Origin of the sequence: Candidatus Halocynthiibacter alkanivorans (assembly GCF_003333265.1) — a bacterium.
Taxonomy (GTDB): domain Bacteria; phylum Pseudomonadota; class Alphaproteobacteria; order Rhodobacterales; family Rhodobacteraceae; genus Halocyntiibacter_A; species Halocyntiibacter_A alkanivorans.
This window is the reverse complement of record NZ_QOLB01000029.1, coordinates 62,143-85,063: the sequence shown is the minus strand read 5'-3', so window position 1 is coordinate 85,063 and position 22,921 is coordinate 62,143. Positions and strand designations below refer to the sequence as shown.

The window sequence follows — 22,921 nt, the reverse complement described above, 5'->3', positions numbered from 1 at the left end:
GAATTGTTATCGATACCATAAGCGATGTAATTTGTTATTGTCGAGATCAAAAAGGAAAGCTTGTATGGCCAAAGGAAATGAACTGTTCGATCTGACGGGGCGGCTGGCGCTGGTGACGGGCTCTTCTCAGGGAATCGGATATGCTTTGGCCAGGGGGCTTTCTGAGGCTGGGGCGCATGTCGTACTGAACGGGCGTGATACCAGCAAACTTGCGCAGGCGGCTCGGTCGCTGCGTGACCAGGGGGCGACGGTCAGCGAATTGCCCTTTGATGCCACCGACCACGCCGCAGTCAAACAGGCGATCGACGATTTTGAAGCCAATACCGGTGCTATTGATATCCTGGTAAACAACGCCGGAATGCAGCATCGGAGCGAGCTGGAAAACTTTCCGGCGGAGATGTTTGATCAACTGCTGCGGACAAATATTTCGACGGTTTTTAATGTGGGGCAGGCGGTCGCCCGCCACATGATCAGCCGTGGCGTCGGTAAAATCATCAATATCGCATCGGTGCAAACTTTGCTGGCCCGTCCGGGCATCGCGCCCTATACCGCCACCAAAGGCGCTGTGGGCAATCTGACAAAGGGTATGGCGACGGACTGGGCCAGACATGGGCTGCAATGCAATGCGATCGCGCCGGGTTATTTCGACACACCGCTGAACGCCGCGCTTGTCGCCGATGCTGCGTTCAGCTCCTGGCTGGAAAAACGCACCCCCGCCGGTCGCTGGGGCAATGTAGACGAACTGGTGGGCGCATGTATCTTCCTCAGCGCGCCAGCGTCCAGTTTTGTCAACGGGCACACGCTGTATGTCGATGGCGGCATAACGGCGTCGCTGTAACATGAGATGTTATGTGGTCATGGGCATTGCGGGCTGTGGAAAATCCTCGGTCGGGGCGGCACTTGCCGCAGGGCTCAGTGCAACGTTCATTGACGGTGATGATCTGCACCCAAAATCAAACATCGAAAAAATGGCGCGCGGCGAGGCGTTGAATGACACGGATCGTGCGCCCTGGCTGGAAAAAGTTGGCACTGCATTGCGCGACTTTGACGGGCTCTGCGTGATCGGCTGTTCGGCGCTGAAACGCAGCTACCGCAACCGGATACGCGATGCGGCGGGGGAGCCGGTGCTGTTTTTACATCTGGACGGCGCCGCTGAGGTGATCAGAAAACGCATGTCAGCGCGGGATGACCATTTCATGCCGCTCAGCCTGCTGGACAGTCAGATTGCGACACTGCAGCCGCTTCAGCCTGATGAGGCATCAGTCACGGTTGATATCGATCAGTCCTTTGACGCGGTCGTGGCGGAGATACTTGAGAAAATCGGAAAGGTTGAGACATGACACAGAATGTTGCACTGATCGGGGCAGGGGCCATGGGTGGCGCTATCGGCACAAGGCTGGCGCAGGTCGGGCATAATTTAACGGTGTTTGACCTGGACGCTGAAAAAGTGGCGGAACTGGTGGCCAGGGGTGCAAAGGCGTCGGCGTCGGCTGCGGACGCTGCGGCGGTGTCTGATTATGTGATTGTCAGCCTGAATTCGGCCCGGATTGTTGATCTGGCAGTGTTTGGGGCCGAGGGTGTGGCCAGTGGCGCGAAGCCAGGTACTGTCATTATCGACATGTCCTCGATCGATCCGGAATCGACAAAAGACCTGGCTGCCAAAGCTGCGGCGCAAGGGCTGCGCTGGGTCGACAGCCCGCTGTCGGGCGGCGCGCCAAAAGCCTTGATTGGTGAGTTGACCCTGATGGCCGGCGGCGAGGCCAAAGACGTGGAGGACGCCCACAATGTGCTGAAAGATGTGGCCTCAAACTACACCCATATGGGGCCGAGCGGGGCCGGGCAGACCACCAAGCTGATCAATCAGGTGCTGTGTGGTCTTGGCTTCCTGGCGGTTGCTGAGGCGACACAGCTGGCGCTGGATGCAGGTGTGGATGCGGCTAAAATCCCCCAGGCGCTGAAAGGCGGGCGTGCGGACAGTGCGTTGCTGCAGGAATATATGCCGCGGTTTGTTGCGAAAGATTACCGCAAGACCGGGCGTATCGACAATATGGTCAAAGATCTCAACGGCGCGCAGGATCTGGCACGTCTGACCAATACCGCAATGCCGCTGACGGCAGTCTGTGCCGAGGTGCACCGCATGCTGACGGCGGCGGGGCTTGGCGGCGAAGATCAGGCGGCGTTGATGGAGTATTTCAAGGGGCCGGACAGGTCGCAATTCTCGTGACCTCCGTGGCAGGCTGATGCCAATAGCGCAGGCCTGCGCTGATAAAACGGGCCTGATCCCGAAACCGGGTCAGGTCCGCGCGCGCCGGCCCGTTTGGTGTGACGCGCGCGAATACTTATTCTTCATGCCTGGAGGCGACGCTGCAGTCCTGGCTCAGGGCGGGCAAATTTTAGCGCAGTTCCGGGCTGGTTAATGCGTCTGGGCAAGGGGGCGGTCTGCTGGCCTGCACGCTGTCGCCGGGAAACGTCCACATCTTTCAATATGGCTGCGCCGCACGGTCAGAGTTTATGAAACAAGCGGGATTTTCGCCAATTGTTGGAGTGCTCCGATTTGCCGATATCACGGTTTCGGGTGGTTTCTGGCGGTGGCGTCTCGGCCTTAACGTCTGACGTCGCCAGTTAAACTTTGCCGTTTAACCTCAATAGCTTGATGTGTTACCCCCATCATCCTCTGTTCAATTTGGCACCGTAAATAAAAATCCAGCCCACTGATCACGATCGCCCTTTTTGTTGAAATTATTGTTGACGGGCTGAAATGGTATCGATAACAATTATCAAAAATAAAGACGACCTGCTGGCAAGGCTATGACGATTCAGGGTTAGGCCGGGGGGAGGAAGTGGAGGAAATTTTGAGACAGCTGTCTATCTGGCTTTGGCAATTTATCGACATCATTATGGCGGTGCTTCTGGCCGCGATGATTCTGCTGGTCTTTGCAAATGTCGTCTTGCGTTATGGGTTTTCATCCGGCCTGCGCCCGTCTGTTGAGCTGTCGCGCCTGGGTTTCGTCTGGGTGGTGATGCTTGGTGCGGTCACCGCTTTGCGCCGGGGCGAACACCTGGCCGTCACGGAACTGGCGGACAGGCTGTTCCCGCGCGCGGTTCCTTTTCTTCGCAAAGCCATCTGGCTGGTCATTCTCGTTTCGGTCTGGATGCTCTTTTGGGGCGCAGCCAAGCAGACGTTGGCCAACTGGAACAATATCTCACCGCTGACCGGATTGCCGTCCGGGCTGTTTTATCTCGCCGGGGTCGTCTCGGGCGCGCTGATGGGGTTTGTCGCACTATTTAACCTGTTCGGGCCGCTTAACAAACCCGATGACGAGGCACAAGAATGACTCTTTTACTGTTTCTCTCGGTGCTGCTGTTCAGCATTTTCCTTGGGCTGCCCGTCGCCTTCGCTCTGCTGTTGGCGGCAATGGCACTGATGCTCCAGATGGATCTGTTCAGCGCCGACATCCTGGCGCAGTCGATGATCAATGGCGTTGACAGCTTTCCGCTGCTGGCCATTCCGTTCTTTCTGATGGCCGGCGAAGTCATGGCCTCAGGCGGATTGTCGACCCGGATCGTGCGGCTGGCAACGGCGCTTATGGGCCACCGCAAAGGCGGGCTGGGTTATGTTGCCATTTTCACCGCCGTACTGCTTGCCGGCCTGTCGGGGTCGGCGGTTGCCGACGCGGCGGCGCTGGTCAGCATTCTCTATCCGATGATGAAAAAAGCCGGGTATCCGGAGGCGCCGTCCATGGGGTTGCTGGCCTCAGGTGGCATCATCGCGCCGGTAATCCCGCCGTCGCTGCCGCTGATCATCATGGGCGTTGCGGGCAACATATCCATAGCCAAACTGTTCATCGGTGGCATCGTACCCGGGTTGATTATGGGCATGGCTCTGATCGTGGTCTGGACTGTGATCATGCGCAAAGAGGATGTCGAAGTCGCGCCAAAGGCCGACCGCAGCGAACGGCTTGCCGCGCTCAAAGACGGCGTCTGGGCTCTGTTCCTGCCGGTGATCATTATTGGTGGTATTCGGTTTGGCGTCTTTACCCCGACCGAGGCGGCCGTGGTTGCTGCAGTCTACGCCATCGCTGTGTCTGCCTTTATCTACCGCGAACTGACCTGGCACAGCCTGTTTCGTATGCTGGTGCAGTCGGCACGTACCACCGCCATGGTCATGTTTCTGGTGGGATCGGCGATGGTTGCTGCCTGGCTGATCACCGTCGCGCAATTGCCGCAGCAACTGGCTGAACTTCTTGGCCCGCTGGTGGATTCACCCAAACTGCTGATGGCCACAATCATGGTGATCGTACTCATGGTGGGCATGGTGATGGATCTGGCGCCGACCATCCTGATCCTGGTGCCGCTGTTCATGCCCATCATCAAACTGGCCGGCATTGATCCCGTCTATTTTGGCCTGATGTTTGTGATCAACACCTCGATCGGTCTGATCACGCCGCCGGTGGGAAATGTACTGAATGTGGTTTGCGGTGTTGGCCGCGTCCCTATGAGCACCGCGGTGAAAGGCGTCCTGCCGTTTATCGCTGTCTACCTTATGCTTCTGGCGCTGTTTGTCGCCTTCCCGAGCATAATTATCGTCCCGATGAAAATTTTGATCGGATAAAAACTTCAAGGAGGAAACTATGAAGACATTTTTCAAAGCAATTGGGGTGGCATCGGTATTGGCCGTTGGAGCTCTTTCTGTCAGCGCCCTTTCCGCCAGCGCGCAGGTCACTCTGAAACTGGCGCATGCGGCTCCGGCCTCAGATCTGCAGCAAACGCTGTCGTTGTTTTTCAAAGAGCAGGTTGAAGCCCGCTCCAACGGCTCGCTGAAGGTCAACGTATTTCCTCAGGGCCAGCTGGGCAATGATGCGCAGATGATCGACGGGACGCGTTCCGGCATTATCGACATTGAAATGTCCGGTCTGAACAACTTTACCGGTCTGATCCCGGAAGCGGCGGCCTTCACTTTGCCCTTCATGTTCCCGACACGTGAAATCGCCTATAAAGTGCTGGATGGCGACGTCGGTCAGGGCGTGTCCAAACAAATGGAAGAATTTGGTCTGAAAGGGCTGGGTTATCCTGAAAATGGCTATCGTAACGTGTCAAACAACCGGGGTCCGATCCGGGTTCCGGAAGATCTCAAAGGTCTGCGGATGCGGGTCAACAGCTCCAAAGCGCTGAACGATATGTTTGATATGGTCGGTGCCAATCCACAGCAAATCCCGGTTGCCGAGCTTTATACCGCGCTGGAAACTGGTGTTGTCGACGCGCAGGATCACCCGATCGGTGTTGTGCAGTCCTTCAAGTTCTACGAAGTGCAGAAGTACCTGTCGCTGACCCGTCACGCCTATTCGCCACTGGCGCTGGTGATGAACCTGAACAAGTTTAATGGCCTGTCCGCTGAAGAGCAAAAGATCATCACCGAAGTCTCTGCCGAAGCTGTTGCGATGCAGCGTGAGCTGAGCATTGCCAAAGAAGATGAGATGATCGCGACGCTGGAAGCCGAAGGCATGATGGTGAACCGCGATGTCGACGGTGCCGCTTTCCAGAAAGCTGTGAAACCGGTGTGGAGAAACTTTATCAAAGAAAATGGTGATACGTTGATCAACGCCATCCTGGAAGCAGGCATGTAATCTGACATCTGGAATGTCAGTCAAAACAAAGATTTGGCGGGGTCTTCCGGATCCCGCCATTTCTGTTGCATGATTGCCGGGGATCCTTCGCGCTGACGGTTGAAATTGTCACCGTTTCTCTGTCTAGTCCCCTATATAATATTGATAACACAGGCACCCTATTCTATGGCCCGAACTCCCATTATGAAGGACGTCGCAAAAGCGGCAGGCGTGTCGCCGATGACCGTCTCGCGTGCGTTCAGCCAGGATTCATCTGTCAGCAAATCTACCCGAGAGAAGATTATGGCGGTGGCAGAACAGCTGGGCTATGTGTTTGACAGCACGGCGTCTAATCTGCGCTCGCAAAAAACCGGTTTTGTCGCGGTCATCATCCCGTCGCTGAACAATGCCAATTTTGCCGATACCGTCAGCGCCCTGTCGGGCGAACTGGCCAATCACAACCTCCAGATCCTGCTGGGCTATACCGGCTATAATATAGAAGAAGAAGAGCGGCTGATCGGCCAGTTGTTGCGACGCCGTCCCGAGGCGATCGTGGTGACCGGCGGGCGCCACACCGCAGCGGCGCGGCGGATGCTGGAGAATTCAGCGATTCCGGTGGTCGAAATCTGGGATCTTCCAGACGATCCGATTGATCATGTGGTCGGGTTTTCGAATGCGGCAACCATGGGCGGGCTGGTGGATCATCTGGTGGCACAAAATTACACCAGGCTCGGATTTATCGGTGCGGATGCGGATGGCGATACCCGCGGTGCCGACCGCCGCAACGGCTTTCTGGAGGCGCTCGGGCGGCACCAGCTGGACATCTCGCGTCTGATATCCGCGGGGCCGGCACCGATTTCCATGCGGGAGGGCGCTGACGCCATGGCGCGGCTTCTGCAGCGTTTTCCGGATACCGAGGCGGTGGTCTGCGTGTCGGATCTGACGGCCTTTGGGGCGCTGACCGAATGCCAGCGGCGTGATATCCGGGTGCCCGGTGAAATCGCGGTTGCCGGGTTTGGCGCCTATGACATCTCTGCTTTCTCTGTGCCGACCATCACCACAATTGACGCTTTTTCGTTCGATATTGGCCGCGAGGCCGGCGAACTCATTTCCAGCCTGCTGAGAAACCCGGAAGCCAGCAGGGAACAGCAGATCAGGAACATTTCGCCAAAACTCGTGGTCCGGCAATCGACATTTCGCGTCTAGATCTGCGCAGCTGCGCCAATCAGTTTTAACATTCGATTGCTGGCGGTCGTATTCTGCGCTGCGGCCCCGGCTCACGGCCAATCGAGGCGGGGCTGGCAGGGCGGTCACAATCCGGGCCATGGACCCGCCGGATCCGTATCAGGGGCGCTGATACCACAGCAGCCCGGATCTTTGTGGCAGTTGTCCCAGTTATGACCAGCGCTGCTCAAGCCAGAGGTAATAGGCAGAATGGTCGAGCTCGGCGCCGCCATGGTTTTCTACAAAATCGCGAAAACTGGCGGTGATTGTTGTGCCCAGCGGCAGTTCAAGGCCGCTTGCCTCTGCAAGTGCCATAACATTGTCGAGGTCTTTCAGCTGCGCCACCGATCTGCCCCCAGGCACAAAATCCGCAGTCACCATGCGTTTGCCGTGGAGATCGAGGATGCGGCTGTCGGCAAAACCACCTTTGAGCGCCTCTCGCAGCGCGGCCGGATCACATCCGCCCGCCTCCGCAAGCCGCAGACCTTCTGCCACGGCGCCAATGGTGGTGGCTACCATCAGCTGATTGGCAAGTTTCGCCACCTGACCAGCGCCAACTGCCCCCAGATGGGTGGCGCGGCCAAGCGGGGCGAAGACAGGCACGGCCATGGCATAGGCTTCAGCGGTGCCACCGGCGAATATCGCCAGCGTTCCGGCTTCGGCGCCAACCACACCACCTGAGACCGGTGCATCCAGATAGTGCAGTTCCAGCCTGGCGGAAAACGCAGCCAGCGCCCGGTCGGTATCGGGATCAACCGACCCCATATCAATAATCAGGGTGCCCGGTTTCAGCAGCGAAAGACACGGGCTCAGCACTTCTGCGGTGACAGGCCCGTCCAGCAGCATCATGATCACGACATCAGCGTCCAGGATTGCGCTTTCGGCGGTGTCACACACCGTTGCAATACCGGCCAGTGCGGTGGCCCGGGCTGCAGAGCGGTTCCACACCGACAGTTCAAAGCCTGCCGTCGCCAGCCGCCGCACCATCGGTGCCCCCATCAACCCGGTGCCAAGGAATGCGATTTTCATAACGTGGCTCCTATGGTTTTCAGCGCCGCCTGCGCGACTGCAATATCCTGGTCTCCACTGCCAGAGCCGACGCCGATACCGCCAAGCAGAATACCCCCTATCCGGATTGGCAACCCACCGGGCAGCCCGGTCATTTCTCCCGCAGTCGCCAGGCCGATCAGCGGCCTGACCGTGTCAGGGATCGCTACGGTCTCTGCGCCGGTTGACGCCGCTGTGCGCGCTTTGGCGCGGGCGCTTTTGCGGCTGAGAAATTTTGCCCCTGTCATCCGCAATTCGCCCAGGGTCTCGCCGCTGCCATCGACGATGACGATGCATTGCGGCTGGCCCGTTTCGCCGGCTTTGGCCACGGCGGCGGTTAACATCGCCAACACCGCTTCATCGGTCAGTATCTTGCTGTTTTGGGTCACACGCATCTTGAGCTCCCAGTGCAGGATCAGTAATATGTTATCGATAACTATCGACTGGCGTGCCGGAAGAAGCAAGCCGCCAATTCTTTGGTGAAACAGATGTTTTGCGCACGGAAACTTATATCCCACAGGCGGGATTACAGATGACTTTGCTCTACCCCCAAATTGCCGGGCCAACAGAGCTGGAACTATCCCCTTTTGGTCTCCAGGCATGGGAAAAGTGACCTGATGGGATGGGCTGCCATTCCATCCGAACGCAGCTATTGGTGATTTGAATTTGGCGCAGGACAAGATAATTCCGTTGAATATCCCGGTTCCTGGGATTGCTTTGGGGAAACGCGGATCGCAGTGTTGCGGGTCAGGGCCGTTCTGGCGCGCTTGTGTTGTGAAAACGCATTCAACGCTTCAGATTGTTGGATTTTTTCGCAAATCTGGTGCCTTGCGCCATCACCAGGGACACCTGCGGCGGGGCGCCTGCATCGGGCGTTTCTGTCTTGAGCATGGTCATGAGCCACGACTGATGTCGCTCCCCCCGTGTCCACCCCAGCGTAAAGGTCTACAAGGCTGACGGCCGGGATGCCGAGAGCATCGCCGAGGAGGTAATCCGGCTGGACATACCACGACCTGCGCGAAACAGCAGCGACCCGAATGGCAGAAGGTATGGTTTCGCGATTTATCATTGAAAGAGCATTGGCACATGCTGGCCAGGGCGTAACGGCTACTTACGACGGAGCGTCATACCGGGACGAAAAGCTTGGGGCACTTGAGGTAGTAGCTTCTGGCTTATCGTAAGCGCTGCGTTGTCGCCACCTTCCGGAATCTGAGTTGATCTGCGTGTCCACTGCCAAGAGTAGTTTTGGACTGGTGACTGCATTGGCAGGACATATATCGCACCATGTTAAGGACACTTTCCGAACTTAAGTAATGTATGGCCCCTCTGGAAGAGACGTTGGACGGAGAAGTTAATAGCACGCGCTTTGGCCGCCCCGCACCCAAGCCCCTTATGTCCCGGTGGTGCGGGCCAGGATATCCACGCCTTGTTGTTTCCAGAAATGCAGCAGGTCGATAAAGACCCAGTTCTCGGCCAGTTTGTCACCGTCGCGCCGGTAAATATCAATGACGCGGAATTCGCCTGGCTTGTCACTGCCAGGCATGCCCATAAACCCGCCCGTCGGAATGGCGGTGAAATTGGGCCAGCCAAAGAAGCCGCCATAGTTGCCTTCAGCCATCCGGCAGACGTGACCGGTGCCGGAGCGGTCACGAAACCCTGCGCGAAACGGACCGGAGTGTTGTTTGGCGTAACGTTCAATGGTGTAAGTCGCGCCGATACCGGCGGGGCCCCACCAAATCATGTCGTCATGCCAACTGCGGGCGAGTTCTTCTTCCAGTGGCAGGCCGCTTTGCCATTGGCCCAGGTCTGAGACCATGAAATTGATCGCCTCCAGCGTCTTTTTGCCCTCATCCGGATCCTGTTTGTCAAACATCAACCCGTCATGCGGCGTCGGGCCTGGTTGCACCAGATGCGCGGCTGTCTGCGGCGGGAAAGGGTTCAGGCCGGCTTGCATCATCAAATGGGGAATGTCGAAATACATCGCGGTTTCAGCAATCTTGCCATCCACGATTTTATGGAACTCACAGTAGCGCAGGAATATCATTTTGCCGGTCGGCGCGATGCCAAGCCATGGGGCGTCAAAGAGCCCCATCAAATGTCCCATGGAGCACACCCAGGTGGTCTCGAAACCGTCGAACATATTTTTACCGGCCATGAAGATATCCATGCGCCGCTGCAGGCGCGTCAGGCTGTGCCGCAGCGGGAGCCAAAATCGCTCTGCGACGGTGCCCGCTCCCCGGATTTCATCAAACGGGTGGAAGCCCTGCCAGAGATAATCCTGGGTTGTATACTCGCGGATCGCGTCGGGAATACTGTCGAAACTGGCGGTGTCCAATTTGTCATAGAAGTCCAGAATCAAGTTTTTTTCTTGCTGAAAGTTGGTCAATTTATTCTCTTTTTCAGTGCGTTGCGGCGGCCACTGCCGGCGTTTCGTGGGGCGATTTTGCATGCGTATGCAAAAAGTACTTGTCAGAGTTATATTTGATAGCTTACCGTTAGTGCAAGCGTATGCAAAAAGATTCCATCCGGGGGACCCAATGGCCGAAATTCAACTGCGAAATGTAGGGAAACGTTGGGGATCCTTCGTTGGTGTCGACAACTTTGATCTGACGATTAAGGATAGGGAGTTTCTGGTTTTGCTCGGGCCGTCCGGTTGCGGCAAGACCACAACAATGCGCATGGTCGCGGGGCTCGAAGATGTCAGCGATGGTGAGATCCTGATCGATGGTCAGTGCGTCAACGATCTCGATCCCAAGGACCGCGATGTGGCCATGGTGTTCCAGTCTTATGCGCTTTACCCGAACATGAATGTCTATGAAAACATCCGCTTTCCTCTGAAAGTGCGCGGCATCGATCCGGCTGAGCATGATGAGCGGGTGATGAAAGCCGCCGATATGGTGGAACTGCGTGAATTTCTGCATCGCAAACCGGCCGAACTATCAGGCGGTCAGCGTCAGCGCGTCGCACTGGCCCGTGCCATTGTGCGCAAGCCGAAAGTGTTTCTGATGGACGAGCCCTTGTCCAATCTGGATGCGAAACTGCGGGTCTCGACCCGGGCGCAGATCAAAAACCTCAGCCATGAACTGGCGGTGACCACGATCTATGTAACCCATGACCAGATCGAAGCGATGACGCTCGCCGACCGTGTTGTTGTGATGAAAAAGGGCGTCGTTCAACAACTTGGCAGCCCAACCGATATCTACGACAAACCAGCAAATACTTTCGTTGCAAGCTTTATCGGCAGCCCGGCGATGAACCTCATTGATGGATCGGTAAAAAACGGGGCCTTCACGGCGGAATACACTGAAATCACGGACATCGATTTACCGGAGGGGCCAGTGACGCTTGGCTTCCGCGCGGAGGACGCAACCATTGCAGTGACGGGGCAGGGGCAGATCAACGCGCCGGTCTACGCGATGGAACTTCTTGGCGATGCGACCATGATTTCGGTGCGGATTGGTGGGGCGCTGGTTTCTGTCAAAGCTGACAAATCCTTCCGCGTTGAGATTGGTGAGACGATCTCGATCTCGGTGCCATCTGAAATTTGCCACCTGTTCGCTGACAAAACAGGCGAGCGGATCGGGGACTGACGTCCCTGCAACCGGGCGTAGTCCGGGTAACGAAAAACACTGCGGTCATCGAAATCGCAAAACACACACACAGGGAGATAGAAATGTTTCTGAAAGAAATCACAATGGCCGGGAGCTTTGCCTTGATGGCGTCTGCCGCTTATGCGGAATGCAATGTTTCCGCAGGCCGGGTCAATATTATCGGCAACGAATTTCCTGCCATTCATGCGGTCGTAAATGCGGCCAAAACCTGTGCCGGCAATGGCGTGGAAATTAAATCGAATCTGACGGCGGATCATCAATTGATCAATCTCGCCGGCATGACGGGCAAGCCGGCGGAATACACTTCTGCGATTGTTGCCAACTCCTCAATTGTTGCGCTGATGAACGAAGATGTCATCCGTCCGCTGGATGATCTTGTTGCAAAATTCGGCCAGGACCTGCGTAAGAACCAGTTGATCACCATCGATGGCAAGATCATGGCTGTGGCCTTTATGGCAAATGCACAGCACCTTGTGTTCCGCCAGGACATTCTGGATCAGGCCGGCGTTGAGCCACCCAGGTCTTATGAAGAACTTCTGGCTGCCGCGGCAAAGATCCGTGAGATGGGTCTGCTCGAGTACCCGGTTGGCGGCGCCTACAAAGCGGGCTGGAATCTCGCTCAGGAATTCAACAACATATACATCGGTTTTGGTGGTGAATTCTTCGAACCAGGCTCTGCTAAGGCGACTGTCAACAACGAGGCCGGTATTGCTACACTGAATTTGATGAAAGAATTGTCGGGTTACATGAACCCGGACTTCCTGACCCATGATTCAAATGCAACCAATTCGGAATGGAAAGCGGGCAATGTTGCCCTGATGAACATGTGGGGATCACGCGTCCCACCATTGAAGGATACCGAAGGCTCCAGCCAGGTTGTCGTCGACAATACCGATATCGCGGGTCCGATGACTGTTGGCGGTGGTTCTGTTCCAGCGACGACACTGTGGTGGGATGGCTGGACAGTCGCCAGGAATATTTCTGACGAAGATGCAGAAGCCACCTTCAAAGCGCTTGTTCAGGGGACCAGCCCGTCCATGCTGAACGCAGAAACCGCGCCGATGGCCGTCTGGCTGATCGAAGGCTATGAGCCGACTGACGCCGCGAAAGGTGTGTTTGCGGCCGCGAACAGCGGTGCCGTGCCATATCCGATGTTGCCGTTCCAGGGATTGTTGCATTCAGCACTTGGTGCAGAACTGTCTGACTTCATGCTTGGCAGAGAAGACGCCCAGACAGCGCTTGCCGATGTTGAAGCCGCATACACTGCAGCAGCAAAAGAAAAAGGGTACCTGCAGTAAGCAGCCCTCTCGCGGGAGGGGCTTCCCCTCCCGCTTCGCCTCTCTGATTTATCCTGTTTCACTGCGCCCCCGGGGCAGGATGTGGAACATTGCAGCGGTCTGGACTCATGCAGCATAAAACATTCTTCTGGTTCTTCTTCCCGACAGCGACAGCCATGCTTTTGTTCATCGCGCTGCCAATCCTGTCGGTGGTGACACAGTCCCTGTTCACACCCCATGACCAGGTCTTCAAAATCGTCGAAAGCTGCGGGCCGTTCGGATGCAAGCAGATCACAAGCATAGACACCGAAGCGACAGACGCGCTGAAACAAGCACGTCCGCTGGGGCAATGGTCTGGTCTGGACGTTTACCTGGACCGTGGCCATCTGGCGGTGAGTGAAGTGGCCGCCGCATGGGGCGCTTCCGACAGTATGGGACAGTTTTTTAAGGCGATTGGAAATCTGCCTTTCTATCGCGCGATGTCTTTTACGCTGACCTATACGTTTGTCGTTACACCGCTGCTCATCGCTCTCGGCTTTATGATTGCGTTGTCTGTGAATTCGCTGCACCGGCACCTGAAAGGGCTTGCGATCTTTTTCTCCCTGCTGCCGATGATCGTGACGCCTCTGATCGGATCGCTGATCTTGTTTTGGATGGTCGATTCCCGGGGCGTGCTCGGTACGGGATTGCAGTGGTTGTTCTCAGATCCTGATCTGTCGCTTAAGGCGTCTACCAGCCTGACCTGGGTGATGCTTATTGTTTATGGCGTCTGGCATTCGGCTCCTTTTGCTTTTGTGGTGTTTTATGCAGGTCTGCAAACAGTGCCTAAGGAAACACTAGAATCTGCGATGATTGACGGAGCGACACGCTGGCAACAGACCCGCTATGTTGTGATCCCGCATCTGATGCCGCTGGTGACCTTTGTCGCGCTTATTCAGCTGATGGACCATTTCCGGGTGTTTGAACCTATCGTCGGGTTTAACGCTGAAGCGCATGCAACATCTCTGTCCTGGATCATCTTCAATGATCTCGGAGGGGAAACACGTCTGCTGTCCTCGGCCTCTACAACGTCGGTTCTCACTATCATCGGTGTTTCAATTCTCTTGTCCCCGGTGCTCGTACGCACCTGGCGCGACTTCAACGCAAAGGGCTGACACATGTCTTCGAAAGCTTTCAAACAACCCGCCAGTCTGCGCGCCCTGTCGATCGGATTCATGGCATTCTGGTTGCTGCTTGCGGCGTTCCCGTTCCTCTGGACACTCTGGGGATCCTTCAAAGTTGAACTGGATTTCTTCTCCAAGGCGGACTGGACTGACGCCCTGACCGGAGCGCGCACGGTGGCGGAAAAGGGCACGGCCTTTACCGGAGCCGGCTATGAAGGGGCCTGGGTCCAGGAAGAATTCTGGCGCAGCGTGATTAATACGTCGATCGTATGTTTCTGTGTGGTGGTCACGTCGCTGACAATCGGTACGCTGGGTGGCTATGCGCTGTCGCGTTCGACGTACCGCTACACGTTCTGGCTGCTGATTATTGCGCTGATCTTCCGTGCGATGCCGCCAATCACACTGGTTTCTGGCTATCTGCTGCCGTTCTTCGCGTGGAATCTCTGGGGCGTTCTGCCGACAACTATCATCGTGCTCGTGGCGATCAACCAGCCTTTCACCCTGTGGATGCTGCACTCGTTTTTCCAGAAAATCCCCAAAGAACTTGATGAAAGCGCCAAGGTCGATGGGTGTTCTCAGTTTCAGGCATTCCGGCACGTAATCATTCCGGTGATGTGGCCAGGCGTGGTTACCACAGGGCTGTTTTCTTTTCTGCTCGCCTATAACGACTTCGCGGTGACCTCGATGCTGTTGTCCAAAGACAACCAGACTATGGTTCCGAAAATTGCCAGCTTTCTTGGCACCACGCAAACCGAGGGCAACGTTATGTTTGCGGTGGCGTCTGTTGTGTCTGCCACAGCGCCACTCTTTGTCCTCGTCATGGTTTTCCAGCGCCAGATCGTCAGCGGCCTGACCGCCGGTGCGGTGAAAGGCTGACACCGATGGGACGCGCTCAACCTCAGTCCGTCTCTGCCCATGTGCACGCAGCCAGCCAGAATATGGCAGCGTGCAGGGCCCGGCGACCAGGACGGATTCCCTTTGCTCTGATGCGCGCGGGGCCCTGTGCCTGCGCACCGTCACAGCAAACAGGAATTCGTTTAGAGAGTATAACGCCATGAATACGCGCGCAAACCGCCCAGCTATGGGCATCGCCACCGAAACCACATTTGAAAACAAGCGGTTGTACCGCCAGTTTCTGGAAAGCTTCACAGCAGGCTCCGGCAAAGCAATCGAACAGGCCGCCGGAAAGATCTTCAGCACCACAGCCAGGACCGAAGCAAGCCACCCGATCAATGCCGCCGACGACGGTTATTTCCGCGAAGTCATTGCGACCATCGCAGAGGCGTTCGAGGGGTTCACCCGTCAGGATTATGTCGTGACCGGCGGTGAGTACCTCGGCACCGAATGGGTCACCTCAACCGGTTATTTCCACGGCCTTTTCACCCGACCGTTGTGTGGTATCCCGCCCAGCAACAAACTGGCCTTCCTGCGCTTCGGCGAGTTCCACAGGATGGAAGACGGCAAAATCGTCGAATCCTATGTATTCCTTGGATTTGCCGAGCTGATCATTGCTCTCGGGCTCTGGCCGCTGGCGCTAAGCCAGGGCTATGAGGGCGTTGTGCCCGGCCCAGCAACACATGACGGCAACGTTATCGGTCCATCTGATCCAGTACAGTCCCGCCACACAGCCGATCTGGTGGAGGACATGCTGAAACAGCTGACCACCAAAGACCAGACCTGGCGCCCCTATTGGGACGCCCGCATGGTCTGGTACGGCCCAGGCGGGCTGGGTTCCTACGCCACCGTGGATGACTTTGCTAACTTCCAGTCCCCGTTCGAAGACACCTTCGAAGGCTGGGGCGACGGCAAGGACGCGGGCATCACCGGAGTCGGATCCAACTGCAAGGCCGGCGACGGCGATTACGCCTTCCTGTGCGGCTGGCCACAGATCACCGGCGTACAAGTGAAACCGTTTCTGGGCATCGAGGCAACTGGCAAGCGCGTTTACATGCGCGACTGCGACTGGTGGCGCTGCGCGGACGGAAAAATCATCGAAAACTGGTGCATGCTCGATATCCCCCACGTGCTGATGCAGTTGGGATACGACTTATTTGCCGAGATTTTGGATCAGCCAAAATGAGCAATACTGCCCGCCATAACGCTGTTGGGCGCCACCCGGCGCTGAACAGAATGCCAAGGGACTTTTTGAGCATGGGTCCCTCTCCCGCCCCATTGATCAAGCCCTTGGCATTTTGAAAGGATAACCTCATGAAAGGTTCTCGCCCCGAACAGGCCGTGCTGACCAAAGACACGGATATGAGCAAAACCGATGAAACACGTGCTGTCATTGAGGGCATGGTTGACGGGCTGAATGACCACCGTATCAGCGATATCGGAGATTTCTTCAGCGACGGGTTCCGCTGGTTCGGCAATCAGGGCTGCGGCACAAAGACCGGGCTGAAGGAGTTCCAGGACAACTGGCAGCGCCCGTTCCAGGCGGCCTTCACCGACAAAGTCTGTATCGATGAAGCCCGGCTTTATATGGGCGAATGGGCGGCGGCTTTTGGCCGTCAGGAAGCAACTCACACCGGTGAGTTTCTCGGCATCGCCCCGACCGGCAAGCGCGTTGAAATCCGGTATATGGATTTCTGGAAAGTGGTGGACGGCAAGATTGAAGACAACTGGGTGAACGTCGATTTTGCCCATGTTGCCGCACAGCTTGGTGTGGATGTGTTTAACGGCGAAGGCTGGGAAGCCTATGACAGCGGCGAAAAAACTGCGCCGCGCCCTGAGAAGTAAGGAAGATCAGAATGACCATTCAGTATTTGAAAACAGGAAAACCGGCGACTGAGCGCGAAGAGGACGACGCCAAAACGCGTGCAGTTGTCGAGGCCACGCTGAAAGATATCGAGACACGCGGTGACAGCGCTGTACGCGAGCTTTCGGAAAAGTTTGACAGTTATTCTCCTGCTTCTTTCCGTCTTTCTCAGGCAGAGATTGATGACCTGATTTCTCAGCTGAGTGAACGCGAACTTGCTGACATCAAGTTTGCCCAGGCACAGGTCCGTAATTTTGCCCAAGCGCAACGCGATTCCATGCTCGATATCGAAGTGGAAACGATGCCCGGCGTTATTCTTGGGCACAAGAATATCCCCGTGCAATCGGTGGGGTGTTACGTGCCCGGTGGCAAATTCCCGATGGTGGCCTCAGCGCATATGTCAGTCGCGACTGCAAACGTGGCGGGCGTGCCGCGTATCATCGCCTGCACGCCGCCGTTTCAGGGCAAACCCAACGCCGCCGTGATCGCAGCAATGCATCTGGGCGGCGCGCATGAAATCTATGTTATGGGCGGCATTCAGGCCATCGGTGCCATGGCGCTGGGGACCGAAACCATTGACCCGGTGCACCTGCTTGTCGGGCCGGGCAACGCTTTTGTGGCTGAAGCCAAACGTCAGCTGTTTGGCCGCGTCGGCATCGACCTTTTTGCAGGGCCTACCGAGACCATGGTCATCGCAGATGACACCGTGGATGCGGAGCTTTGCGCAACAGATCTCCTTGGTCAGGCAGAACATGGCTACAACTCTCCAGCCGTGCTTCTGACCACCTCCCTGAAACTGGCCGAGGAGACCCTCACTGAAATCGACCGCCTGTTGCAGATCTTGCCCACTGCCGGTACCGCGCGCGTCAGTTGGGAGGATTACGGCGAGGTGATCCTGTGCGACACCTATGACGAAATGCTTGCGGTTGCGGATGATATCGCCAGTGAACATGTCCAGGTCATGACAGACCGGGATGACTGGTTTCTTGAGAACATGACGTGTTATGGCGCTTTGTTCCTTGGTCCGCGCACCAATGTTAGCAACGGCGACAAGGTGATCGGCACCAACCATACGCTGCCGACCAAAAAGGCGGGCCGGTACACCGGTGGCCTCTGGGTTGGTAAATTTCTGAAAACGCACAGCTATCAGAAAATTACTACGGATGAGGCGGCGACTCTGATCGGGGAATACGGGTCGCGACTTTGTATGCTTGAAGGTTTTGTCGGCCATGCCGAACAATGCAACGTGCGTGTACGCCGCTACGGTGGCATCAACGTGCCCTACGGTGAAGGCGCGCCTTACCGCGAGGTCACAGAATGAGTGACTGCCACTCGCAGAATAAGACCGTGACAGCGTCTCTGCGGGCGGCAATGTATGATTTTGACGAGGCCGGTGTGCGTGCTGCCCTTGCCGAAGCGGCAGCACCGGATGCGATCTTCCGCCTTTGCCACCCCTTTGGCGACAGCATTGGTACCACTGCCTATTATGACACCGCATATTCGGAGCTGCTTGCCGCATGGCCTGACCTTGAACGGCGTGACTATATCGTCACCGCTGGTCCGGACGCCAACGGTGCAGAATGGGTTGGTTGTGCCGGCTATTACACCGGCACGTTCACCGGCCCCTGGCTGGATATCCCACCGACGGGCCATCAGGTTGCGATGCGGTTTCACGAATTCTACCGCTTTGAGCAGGGCAAGATCGTGGAGATGCAGGCGCTTTGGGATATCCCTGAAGTCATGATGCAGGCCAGTGCCTGGCCCCTGGCGCCAGGCCTTGGGCGGGAATGGCTGGTTCCCGGGCCTGCCACACAGGATGGCATAGTCCCAGGACCGTATGAGGCCGAAAAAGGTGCAACCACCTGCCAGTTGATCATCGATATGATCACCCATCTCACCAGGCACCCTGCGCAGGGTGGCCCGGAGGTGATGGAACTTGACCGCTTCTGGCATCCGCGCATGAACTGGTACGGACCTGCGGGCATCGGCACCGCACGTGGCATCGCGGGTTTTCGCAACTGGCACCAGATCCCGTTTCTCAACGCGATGCCCGACCGTGGCCAGAACGACGATGAAATCACCTGTCATTTCTTTGGCGATGGCAACTACGCAGCGGTCACAGGCTGGCCCAATATGGCGCAGTCTGTAACCCGAGGCGGCTGGCTTGGCATCGCGCCAACAGGTGCGAAGATCACATTGAAATCGCTGGATTTCTGGCGGGTTGAAGACGGACTTATCCGTGAAAACTGGGTTCTGGTGGATCTGCTTGATGTCTATGGCCAACTTGGCATTGATGTCTTTGCACGATTGCGCGAGTTCAATAAGGCCCGCAACATTGGCCGCATTGATATCCCGGATGGAATGAACTGATGATAGATTTACCACGAACCCCTTCTTTTAGCCTGGCTGGCAAAATTGCGCTGGTAACAGGAGCGTCCTCCGGTATTGGCCTTGGCTGCGCTGTGGCGCTCGCCGAAGCTGGTGCGCATGTGATCTGCGCCGCACGTGGCGCGGACCGGCTGCAGGAAGCCGTTGCCGCGTTGAGCGCGCAGGGTTGGTCCGCAGAAGCACTACAATTGGACCAGGGTGATCTGGCAGCCCTGAAAACTGTCTGCGCTGAGGGTCGCTTTGATGTGGTGGTCAATTCCGCGGGTCTTGCACGTCATGGCCCTGCAATTGACACAACGCCCGAAGATTTCGACGCTGTTGTCGGCGTGAACCTTCGATCCGCCTATTTTCTGTCGGCCTACGCGGCTGAAGCGATGATTGCAGCCGGAAAATCCGGCTCAATCATCCATATTTCCAGTCAGATGGCTCATGTCGGCGGGATAGACCGCGCGCTGTATTGCGCCACGAAACATGGGCTTGAAGGCATGGTCAAATCGATGGCAATCGAATGGGGCAAAGCGCAGGTGCGCATCAATTCGGTCTGTCCGACATTCATTCGCACCCCTCTTACGCAGTCGACGTTCGACAATCCCGAACGCGCGGCCTGGATCAAAGAGAAAATCAAACTTGGTCGGGTTGGCGAGGTCGAAGATATTATGGGGGCGGTGCTTTATCTGGCCTCTGATGCCAGTGCGCTGGTCACTGGGTCCTCCATGTTGGTTGACGGAGGTTGGACGGCAGATTGATGGCAGAGAAAGTCACCTCTATTCAGGTCGCAAAGCGCGCAGGTGTCAGCCAGTCAGCTGTCAGCCGTGTGTTCACCCCAGGCGCTTCCGTTTCAAGTAAAACGGCAGAAAAAGTGCGCAAAGCAGCCAGCGAACTGGGCTATCGTCCCAACGTTTTGGCCCGCGCGATGGTTTCAGGGAAAAGTCGCATCATCGGTTTGGTGGTGGCCTATCTGGAAAACCAGTTCTACCCGGAAGCCATTGAGAAGTTGTCCAATACCCTGCAGAAACACGGCTATCACGTGTTGATCTTCATGGCCTCCAACAAAGACGAGGTCACGCAAACTGTGATCGACGAGTTGCTGGATTATCAGGTGGACGGCATAATCACCGCTTCAGTCAGTTTGTCCAACGATCTGACGGCACGCTGTGAGGCGGCAGGCATTCCAATCGTTCTCTTTAACCGTCTGCAAAACGATGATCGTCTCTCTGGTGTCAGTTCTGACAACGTGGCGGGGGGGCGCAAGCTGGCGGATTTTCTGGTCGCGGGCGGCCATGAATGCATCGCCCATATTGCCGGCTGGGAAGGCGCCTCGACCCAACGCGACCGGGAAAAAGGATTCCTGCTTGGTCTTGCAGCAGGCGGGAAATCGCTTTTTGCGCGCGCGGGTGGTAATTTCCATTACGATCAGGCCCAGGAAGCGACACGCTCTATGTTTTCCGGGGCAGAGCGCCCGGATGCAGTTTTTGTCGCCAATGACCACATGGCCTTTGCTGTGATGGATGTGTTGCGCTTTGAACTCGGGCTTCGCATTCCCGAGGACGTCTCTGTCGTGGGCTATGATGACGTCTCGCTTGCCGCCTGGCCAAGTTACAACCTGACCACCGTGCGCCAACCCGCCAACCGTATGGTGGAGGAAACGGTGGACGTATTGCTTACCCGAATTGAGAAACCTGAAACACCGGCGCGTCGAATTGCCATCGACGGCCCCCTGATCGTGCGTGGCTCTGCCCGCATTCCAAAAGGATATACATCATGAAAGGCTTTGATCCCAAGTTCAAAGATTTCCCCGACTACATCATCGGGATCACCAAAGAGATCTGGGAAGATCGCGGCATCGCCACCCTGCATGACTATTACGCCAGCGACATCGTTGTCCGGATGCCCGGCGTGGTATCTACTGGCAACCAGGGTGTGATCGGCGCGACCATGGCCACATTGTCGGAATTCCCCGACCGTACTCTGCTTGGCGAAGACGTGATCTGGTCCGGCACTCCGGAAGAGGGAATGCTGAGTTCGCACCGCATTCTGTCTACCGCGACCCACACGGGTGACGGGGTGTTCGGCAAGGCAACAGGTAAAAAGCTGGTCTATCGTATTCTTGCGGACTGTCACGCGGTCAACAACAAGATCGACGATGAGTGGCTGATCCGCGACCAGGGCGCCATCGTGCGTCAGATGGGCTGGGAGCCCAAACAATACGTCGCCGACCTGATCACACGTGAAGGCGGGCCTGAAGCCTGTGTGAAACCGCTGACGCCTGCAAACGACATTAAAGGGCCCTACACTGGCACCGGCAATGACAACGAGTGGGGCGTAAAATACGCGGAAATTCTGACCGGTCTCATGGGTGCGGATATGGCCGTGATTGCACGTGAATACGACCGCGCGGTGCAGACCGAATACCCCGGCGGCGTCACCGGTCACTCCTTTACCTCGGTGGACAGTTTCTGGATGGGGCTGCGCGCCAGTTTCCCCAATGCCGAGTTCCGGATTGACCACCAGATTGGCCGCGATGATCCTATGATGCCACCCCGTGCCGCTATTCGCTGGAGCCTGCACGGTAAACATGATGGCTGGGGCGTGTTTGGTGCGCCTACGGGGGCTGAGGTCTACGTGCTGGGCATCTCCCATGCGGAATTCGGACCATGGGGCTTGCGCCGGGAGTGCACACTATTTGACGAAACGGCGATCTGGAAACAGATCTTATTGCAGGCTGGCTGACCGCGATTGAACCCGTCGAATTTGTTGTGCTGCAAACTGATCTACGGTTTTCCGACGACGCACCAGCGGCAAAAAATTGAATCCATAGGGCAGCGTGCCCAGTGAAGAAAGAAACAAGATGACACAGCTGGACATCCCTTCCCGCATCGTTCGCTATGGCGACCTTCAGCCCTGCAAAACCGCCTTTATCGATGCCCATACGCCGGGCAGCGATCAAAAGGAAAATTTCACCATCATCGGGGGTGGCGTTTCTGAATCCACGGATCAGCACGTCCACATTACTGACACGCCTGGTTTTAACATTGGTGCTGCTGGTCAGCCACCACATTGCCGTAACTCGCTGCACAGCCACACGACAGCGGAGGTCTTTTTTGTGCTCAAGGGGCGCTGGCGGTTCTTCTGGGGCCGTTATGGCACCGCAGGGGAATTCATCGCCGAAGAAGGTGATATCTTTAACATCCCCACCGGCATTTTCCGGGGCTTTGAAAACGTCGGCACCGATTATGGGATGATCATGGCCATTCTGGGCGGGGATGACGCTGGCGGCGGTGTGACCTGGGCACCGCAAGTAATCGAAGAAGCCTCAGCCCACGGTTTGGTGCTGGGCGAAAACGGCGTGCTTTACGACAGCAAAAAGGGCGACACTCTGCCACATAATGTTGGCCCGATGCGCGTGCTGACCGAGGAGCAGCTCAAGTCCATTCCGGAAACCCCGGTGGAACAGGTCGTGCGCGATTATGTGGCACGCTATTGGGACCTGATGGCACTCGCTGGCAAAAAACCGGCCAAAGTCATTGGCGAAAACGCTCTTCTCAAAGACAAACCCGGGTTTGAAGTCGAATTCCTCACCCGTGGATCCATTCCCGAGGACTTCTATGCTGTTGATCAGCATGAGGTTTTGATGCCAATGCGCGGGTATTGGAAGCTGCGCTGGGAGGGCGGCGAAACCGTGCTTAATCCCGGCGACACCTGCCTGCTGAAACCAGGCGAACGCCACTCGATTGCGCCCTCGATGACCGGAGAGGCCAGTCTGTATCGCGTCACCGCCACCAGTGATCAGGCCGGTGCCACCTGGGCGGGCTGACCGTTTTGGAATTGAATGCTGCGCCCGCCGGTTCTC

The 22,921-nt window shown here is 56.7% G+C and carries 22 protein-coding genes; 19 read left to right on the top strand and 3 right to left on the bottom strand.

Translation table 11 applies throughout. From position 1 onward, the window contains the following. The first annotated feature begins 64 nt into the window (after positions 1-64). The 7 genes from DWA01_RS00960 to DWA01_RS00930 all read left to right on the top strand — a co-directional run bounded on the left by DWA01_RS00960 (position 65) and on the right by DWA01_RS00930 (position 6,809). The gene (locus tag DWA01_RS00960) at positions 65-838 is read left to right on the top strand and encodes an SDR family oxidoreductase (RefSeq protein WP_114283748.1); all 774 of its coding nucleotides are present in this window, start codon (positions 65-67) and stop codon (positions 836-838) included. Position 839: 1 nt separating this feature from the next. Continuing rightward, positions 840-1,340, top strand: a complete 501-nt coding sequence (locus DWA01_RS00955) for a gluconokinase (RefSeq protein ID WP_200832474.1) — start codon at positions 840-842, stop codon at positions 1,338-1,340. Beyond that, positions 1,337-2,224, top strand: a complete 888-nt coding sequence (locus tag DWA01_RS00950) for an NAD(P)-dependent oxidoreductase (protein WP_114283746.1) — start codon at positions 1,337-1,339, stop codon at positions 2,222-2,224. The genes DWA01_RS00955 and DWA01_RS00950 overlap by 4 nt, the downstream gene beginning before the upstream one ends. 628 nt (positions 2,225-2,852) lie before the next feature. Then, the gene (locus tag DWA01_RS00945) at positions 2,853-3,335 is read left to right on the top strand and encodes a TRAP transporter small permease (protein ID WP_235008382.1); all 483 of its coding nucleotides are present in this window, start codon (positions 2,853-2,855) and stop codon (positions 3,333-3,335) included. Then, positions 3,332-4,612: a TRAP transporter large permease gene (locus tag DWA01_RS00940; RefSeq protein ID WP_114283745.1), complete on the top strand. Its 1,281-nt coding sequence runs from the start codon at positions 3,332-3,334 to the stop codon at positions 4,610-4,612. Before DWA01_RS00945 ends, DWA01_RS00940 begins: the two co-directional genes overlap by 4 nt. A gap of 19 nt (positions 4,613-4,631) precedes the next feature. After that, positions 4,632-5,624, top strand: coding sequence for a TRAP transporter substrate-binding protein (locus DWA01_RS00935; RefSeq protein WP_114283744.1), 993 nt, complete (start codon positions 4,632-4,634; stop codon positions 5,622-5,624). A 165-nt stretch (positions 5,625-5,789) separates the two neighbouring features. Continuing rightward, positions 5,790-6,809 carry a LacI family DNA-binding transcriptional regulator gene (locus DWA01_RS00930; RefSeq protein WP_200832473.1) on the top strand — a complete coding sequence of 340 codons (1,020 nt, stop codon included), beginning with the start codon at positions 5,790-5,792 and terminating at the stop codon, positions 6,807-6,809. Between the two features lie 189 nt (positions 6,810-6,998). Here DWA01_RS00930 and DWA01_RS00925 read toward each other — a convergent pair whose 3' ends face one another. From DWA01_RS00925 to DWA01_RS00915, 3 genes are all read right to left on the bottom strand, one after another. Next, positions 6,999-7,856 (bottom strand): NAD(P)-dependent oxidoreductase, encoded by an 858-nt coding sequence (locus DWA01_RS00925; RefSeq protein WP_114283742.1) that lies wholly within the window; start codon positions 7,854-7,856, stop codon positions 6,999-7,001. Then, a complete protein-coding gene (locus DWA01_RS00920; RefSeq protein WP_114283741.1) occupies positions 7,853-8,269 on the bottom strand; it encodes a GlcG/HbpS family heme-binding protein in 417 nt (138 codons plus the stop codon). The genes DWA01_RS00925 and DWA01_RS00920 overlap by 4 nt, the downstream gene beginning before the upstream one ends. 995 nt (positions 8,270-9,264) lie before the next feature. Further along, entirely contained in the window at positions 9,265-10,260 is a 996-nt protein-coding gene (locus DWA01_RS00915) for a nuclear transport factor 2 family protein (RefSeq protein ID WP_114283877.1), read from the bottom strand. A 151-nt stretch (positions 10,261-10,411) separates the two neighbouring features. Here DWA01_RS00915 and DWA01_RS00910 point away from each other — a divergent pair, with 151 nt between their 5' ends. From DWA01_RS00910 to DWA01_RS00855, 12 genes are all read left to right on the top strand, one after another. Next, positions 10,412-11,464, top strand: coding sequence for an ABC transporter ATP-binding protein (locus DWA01_RS00910; RefSeq protein ID WP_114283740.1), 1,053 nt, complete (start codon positions 10,412-10,414; stop codon positions 11,462-11,464). Between the two features lie 83 nt (positions 11,465-11,547). Beyond that, the gene (locus DWA01_RS00905; protein WP_114283739.1) at positions 11,548-12,783 is read left to right on the top strand and encodes an ABC transporter substrate-binding protein; all 1,236 of its coding nucleotides are present in this window, start codon (positions 11,548-11,550) and stop codon (positions 12,781-12,783) included. Between the two features lie 107 nt (positions 12,784-12,890). Continuing rightward, positions 12,891-13,916: a carbohydrate ABC transporter permease gene (locus DWA01_RS00900; RefSeq protein ID WP_114283738.1), complete on the top strand. Its 1,026-nt coding sequence runs from the start codon at positions 12,891-12,893 to the stop codon at positions 13,914-13,916. A gap of 3 nt (positions 13,917-13,919) precedes the next feature. Then, positions 13,920-14,801: a carbohydrate ABC transporter permease gene (locus DWA01_RS00895; RefSeq protein WP_114283737.1), complete on the top strand. Its 882-nt coding sequence runs from the start codon at positions 13,920-13,922 to the stop codon at positions 14,799-14,801. A 178-nt stretch (positions 14,802-14,979) separates the two neighbouring features. Further along, positions 14,980-16,005, top strand: a complete 1,026-nt coding sequence (locus DWA01_RS00890; protein WP_114283736.1) for an ester cyclase — start codon at positions 14,980-14,982, stop codon at positions 16,003-16,005. A 128-nt stretch (positions 16,006-16,133) separates the two neighbouring features. Continuing rightward, positions 16,134-16,664, top strand: a complete 531-nt coding sequence (locus DWA01_RS00885; protein ID WP_114283735.1) for an ester cyclase — start codon at positions 16,134-16,136, stop codon at positions 16,662-16,664. An 11-nt stretch (positions 16,665-16,675) separates the two neighbouring features. Further along, positions 16,676-18,004: a histidinol dehydrogenase gene (hisD, locus tag DWA01_RS00880; RefSeq protein ID WP_114283734.1), complete on the top strand. Its 1,329-nt coding sequence runs from the start codon at positions 16,676-16,678 to the stop codon at positions 18,002-18,004. Then, positions 18,001-19,053, top strand: coding sequence for an ester cyclase (locus tag DWA01_RS00875; RefSeq protein ID WP_114283733.1), 1,053 nt, complete (start codon positions 18,001-18,003; stop codon positions 19,051-19,053). The genes hisD and DWA01_RS00875 overlap by 4 nt, the downstream gene beginning before the upstream one ends. Beyond that, positions 19,053-19,817: an SDR family NAD(P)-dependent oxidoreductase gene (locus tag DWA01_RS00870; RefSeq protein WP_114283732.1), complete on the top strand. Its 765-nt coding sequence runs from the start codon at positions 19,053-19,055 to the stop codon at positions 19,815-19,817. The genes DWA01_RS00875 and DWA01_RS00870 overlap by 1 nt, the downstream gene beginning before the upstream one ends. Beyond that, positions 19,814-20,836, top strand: coding sequence for a LacI family DNA-binding transcriptional regulator (locus DWA01_RS00865; RefSeq protein WP_235008381.1), 1,023 nt, complete (start codon positions 19,814-19,816; stop codon positions 20,834-20,836). The genes DWA01_RS00870 and DWA01_RS00865 overlap by 4 nt, the downstream gene beginning before the upstream one ends. After that, a complete protein-coding gene (locus DWA01_RS00860; RefSeq protein WP_114283730.1) occupies positions 20,833-21,801 on the top strand; it encodes a nuclear transport factor 2 family protein in 969 nt (322 codons plus the stop codon). The genes DWA01_RS00865 and DWA01_RS00860 overlap by 4 nt, the downstream gene beginning before the upstream one ends. 118 nt (positions 21,802-21,919) lie before the next feature. Next, positions 21,920-22,885, top strand: coding sequence for a cupin domain-containing protein (locus DWA01_RS00855; RefSeq protein WP_114283729.1), 966 nt, complete (start codon positions 21,920-21,922; stop codon positions 22,883-22,885). Positions 22,886-22,921: the final 36 nt, after the last annotated feature.